We start from the raw sequence: 4,208 nt of genomic DNA, 5'->3' as shown, positions 1-4,208 counted from the left end.
CCCCCACTTCGCGTCTCCTCCCGCCCTGAGGGCACGCGCCCACAGCACCCCCGACCAACGCCTCAACGCCCGCGGCGGCACCCGCCGCGAGACGCTCGGGCGTCAGACGGGCGAAGGACGCGGGTACGGGCCCGGCGTCGCGGCCGGCAGGGGAATCTCATCCAGACGCAGCGACCGCGGGCCCTCAGCGCCGGGGAGGAGGAACCGTGCGTCGCGATTGTCATCCGGCTCCTGCGGCGCATCACCCACCGCAGCCAGCAGCGCCCACAACCGCGGATACGGCACCTGCCGAGCCCGACCCACAACAGCCGGAGTGCGCAGCGCCTCCAGCGCCAGCGACGCAAGGTTGACCCCCGCCCGGTAGTGCGCCCCAGCATGAGCGGCGATCCACGACTGCTCGTCGATGACTTCGGAGACCGAAGAGTTGGAGACGGTGTAGAGCAGGCGCAAATCGCCTCGCTGAATCTCCACCGACGTCCCCGGGGGGAACGCTCCGCCCGGCACCAGGCTTTCGCTGCCTGCGATGATCCGTCCCACCACCGGGCCGCCGCCCTGTTCCCGCACCACGGCGAACTGCTCAATCGTCGGGTCTGCCGACCGGCCGGAGTAGGGCAGGTGCAGGATGCAGTGGCCGTCGAAGACGGTTCCCTCAGCGTTCCAGGAAGGCTCCGCAGTGCCGTGGAGGACCGCGGCCCCGTGCGCCTCGCGGATGACGAGGTCGACCAGGACCACCTCGGCACGTATGCCGAGCTGCCCGTAGGCGTACTTCAACGTGAGGCAGCTATCGACGCAAACGTTCGCCGGCCTGCCATGCGCGCCCCCTGCCCACAAGTGCGGAAGCAGCAGCTCCACCAAGGCGTCTGGTTGAGCCCGCGACAGGATCCCGTACAGCACCCTCATGTCGCCCTGCATCGTCGGCAGTCCCGCAGCTGCACCGCCGGAGCCTGGCGACGTTCGGAGCGGTTTACGGCCTAAGGCGTGCCACTCGCTTCTGCGGCGTGTACGACGCCTTCTTCCCCCGCGACTTAGCCATACCTGCGAGCGTAGACGGCACTTCGATCCGCACGACAGGGAACAACGAGCCACGAGCGGAGCGTGGCCGGGACCGTCCACGCATGTCGGTGCCGCAGGCAACGATGACCCCGATACGCGAAACCCTGGCGGGAGCTGACCAATCCCAGGGCGGTGGCAACGCCTCACGCCCCCGCGTCGTACTCGCGACGGAGGTGCCCGTGCAGCAGCTCCGGCGGCAGCAGGTTGAAGTGCTCCGGGGACGGGGCCTGGTGGGTCGGGGTCAGGCGTCAGTCGATCAGACCGAGATCCCTGAGCGCCGCCAGCTGCGAGGCGCTGAGCTTCCCGCGGCGGGCCTTCGTGTTGGAGATCCACACCCCCAGCCTCACGGGGCACTCGGTGCCGGTGCCGGTGCCGTCGTCCACCAGGACTTCCTCACGATGGGGACGAGGGACGCGCACGTGCCCTTCCCGCTGGTGGAACTGCCGCAGTGCGGCGAGGCTCTTCTCCCACGACGACGCCCCCGAGGGGAGCGCCGTCCTCTCCACTCCGCTCTCGGGCCTCCGCTCGGCGGCCGGCGGCTGGATGTCGAGCTCGGCCAGCTTCGCCCGCTGTGCGGCGGACAACTGAACCCAGGCGGTGGCTTGTTCGGCCAGCCAGACTCCGATGTCTTCACCGCCGACGCGTACGCCGGGCCGGATTTCCTTGAGGGTGGCGCCGCCGTCCAGGCACTGTTTTACCTTCGCCCAGTGGCGCTGCCAGGGCACCGGCCAGTCCGGGTCCCAGTCCGGGTCGATCGCTTCCAGCTCCGCCCGCCGATCGGCGGCCCGCTCGGCATGGGCGCCGAGCCCTCCGGATTTGCGAAGGTTCACCAGCCACTGCCCGACCGCGACCTCGTCGATGACGGCATCCCGCGGCGCCGCCAGAGTTCCGTGAACTTGGAAGTAGTCGCGGGCGGCGACCAGCTTCCGCGCGAAGCCGGCGTCGTGGACGGACCAGATCATGCCCAGCTTGTCCAGCAGTTCCATCCGCCAGGGCTTGAGGACACCGTCACGCTGCTGCCGGCGCATCTCACTGACCCAGCCCCCCAACGCATACGCCTCCGACTCCTCCCCGGCTTCCTCACTCTCCCCCTCCCCGAGGTCGATGGTGGCGTTCAGCGGCACCCGGGCATCCCCGTGCTCCTCGACCCAGCGGCGCAGCGCGTTGTAGCCGGTCAGCCAGATCTCGGAGTCGGGCCGCAGCACACGGGTGCGCAAGAACGCCGCGATCACGCTCGGGTCGCGGGGGGTGGAGAAACGCAGCAGCGGAACCGATTCCGCCCCCTGTGAGGGACCTTCCAACTCCCCACCCTCGTCTCCGCCCCCGTCGTGCGCCTCGCTGGGGCCGCCTTCCTCGCCGGGCCGGGCCGGGTCAAGCGCGAGGACGTTGTCGGGCCGGCCGCTGCCTGTGGGCCGGCTGTGCAGGACCAGGCGCTCGATCAGGCGGTCCTCATAGCTGCGCAGGCCCTGAAGGACAGCCACAAGAGGGCGGAAACTGGCGGAGCCGATCATGTTCGCCGGGTCCTCCCCAGGGGCCAGGAAGACGGGCACCACGATGCGGGCGAGCTTGCCCTCGCCCGGGTCCTGGCGCAGAGCACGGCCGATGTTCTGCACGATCTCCACCGCCGAGGCGCGGGTATCGGCGAAGACAACCCCCCCAACTCCGCGCTCGCCCCGGATATCCACACCTTCGCCAAGGACGCGGCAGCTCGCGAGGAACGACACCTCCGTCTTCCAGCCCTCTTCATCCAATCCGTCGGCGAAGCGGGCCAACACGGCGCGCCGCTCGGCGGCCGGGTGCTGGCCGCACAGCCAGTCCGAGCCAACTCGCTCCGGGTAGGCGTGCGGATCACTCTCGTGGAGCTCGGCCGCGGTCTGAGGCATCGCCCGGGCGAACGCGAGTGCCTCGGCTGTTCGGTGATGAAAGCTCATCAGTGAGCGCACACCGGTGTCGTCCATGTGCTTGAGGAGCGCGGCCTGCAGTGCGGCCAGCCGACGGCCCCGCACTTCCTCCACCGAAGCATCCTCACCCGGCGCTTCGGGATCCCGAATCTCCAGAACATCCACCACGAAAGGCGCGAGCGTTCCCCGCTCCTGACTTTCCATCAGGCCGTAGGTGAACACCTCGGGCCCGAAGAGGGCCTCGTCGTCCATCGAGGCGACCAGCCGCCCACCCAGCCCCTCAGAGGAAGCCTCACCCGCCCCGGCAGCCTCCCGGCCACCTGAGGGCGGCGGAGCCTCCCACACCCGCTTGGTGGCCGTCATATAGAGCCGACGCGCAGCCGGAAGCCGGGCGTTGTCGTGGATCGCCGCCCACGCCCTCGCCGCATCCCCGCTCGTTCGGTGCGCCTCATCGACCACGGCGAAGTCGAACGGTTCCAGGCGCTGCCCGAACAGCCCCTGCATCGCCCGCTCCAGCACACCGGGAGAGGGCTCACCCTCCTCCAGGACCAGGCCGTCATCCATCACCTGCGGTGCCAGCGACGCGTACGTCGCGAACACCACCACAGGCCCCTTCCCGGCCCACAGCGCCAGCTGCGGCGCGCTGGTCGTACACCGCACGCCCAGCGCCTGGAGCATGCTGTCCGCACCCAGTGAGCACACCCCCACCATCGGGCCCCGATGGCCGGCCGCCGCCCACGCCTCGAGCGTCTGCGTCAGCAGATCCAGGGTCGGCACCAACACCAGAATCCGGCCGCGCGGCACTAGCCGCCGGGCAGCCTCGGCCGCCATCAGGGTCTTGCCGGAACCCGGCGCGGCAATCACCGTCGCCCGCAGCCCACTCGACGACACCTCTCCATGCGCGGGGAATTCCAACGCCGCAACAATCGCATCCAGCGCCTCAATCTGATGCTTCCTAAGCTGAATCCCGCTCATGGTTTCCTCTCACATTCATGGTTGCTGTGATCGGCAATGCGTCGTGTCGGCAGGAGGTAAGTCCCCCCGGACTGCTGTTTCTTCGGGTCTGCGTGCGAGCGAGTTGAGCGGGCTGGTTCCCCTGTCCGGGGGTGCTCTATCCTCCCAGAGTCTACCCCCGATGCATCGAGATGCTAGCTGTACAGAGAACACAGACATGCGGACCTGCGTTCTCGCCAAGCCTCATCACACACCACGCCCACTTTCCAGTAGCCCGCTCTCCTCCGAGCGGAGCGAGGA

At 69.4% G+C, this 4,208-nt stretch carries 2 protein-coding genes; both read right to left on the bottom strand.

Annotated features, from left to right (window positions below):
• Nucleotides 1-102 precede the first annotated feature (102 nt).
• Nucleotides 103-912, bottom strand: a complete 810-nt coding sequence (locus ACRDP3_RS15595; RefSeq protein WP_431517545.1) for a hypothetical protein — start codon at nucleotides 910-912, stop codon at nucleotides 103-105.
• A 389-nt stretch (nucleotides 913-1,301) separates the two neighbouring features.
• Entirely contained in the window at nucleotides 1,302-3,929 is a 2,628-nt protein-coding gene (locus ACRDP3_RS15590; protein ID WP_431517544.1) for a Helicase associated domain protein, read from the bottom strand.
• Nucleotides 3,930-4,208: the final 279 nt, after the last annotated feature.

Source organism: Streptomyces sp., from assembly GCF_050698815.1.
In the GTDB taxonomy this organism is placed as follows: domain Bacteria; phylum Actinomycetota; class Actinomycetes; order Streptomycetales; family Streptomycetaceae; genus Streptomyces.
Note: the sequence above shows the minus strand (reverse complement) of the source record. Positions and strands in the feature narration are given on the sequence as shown.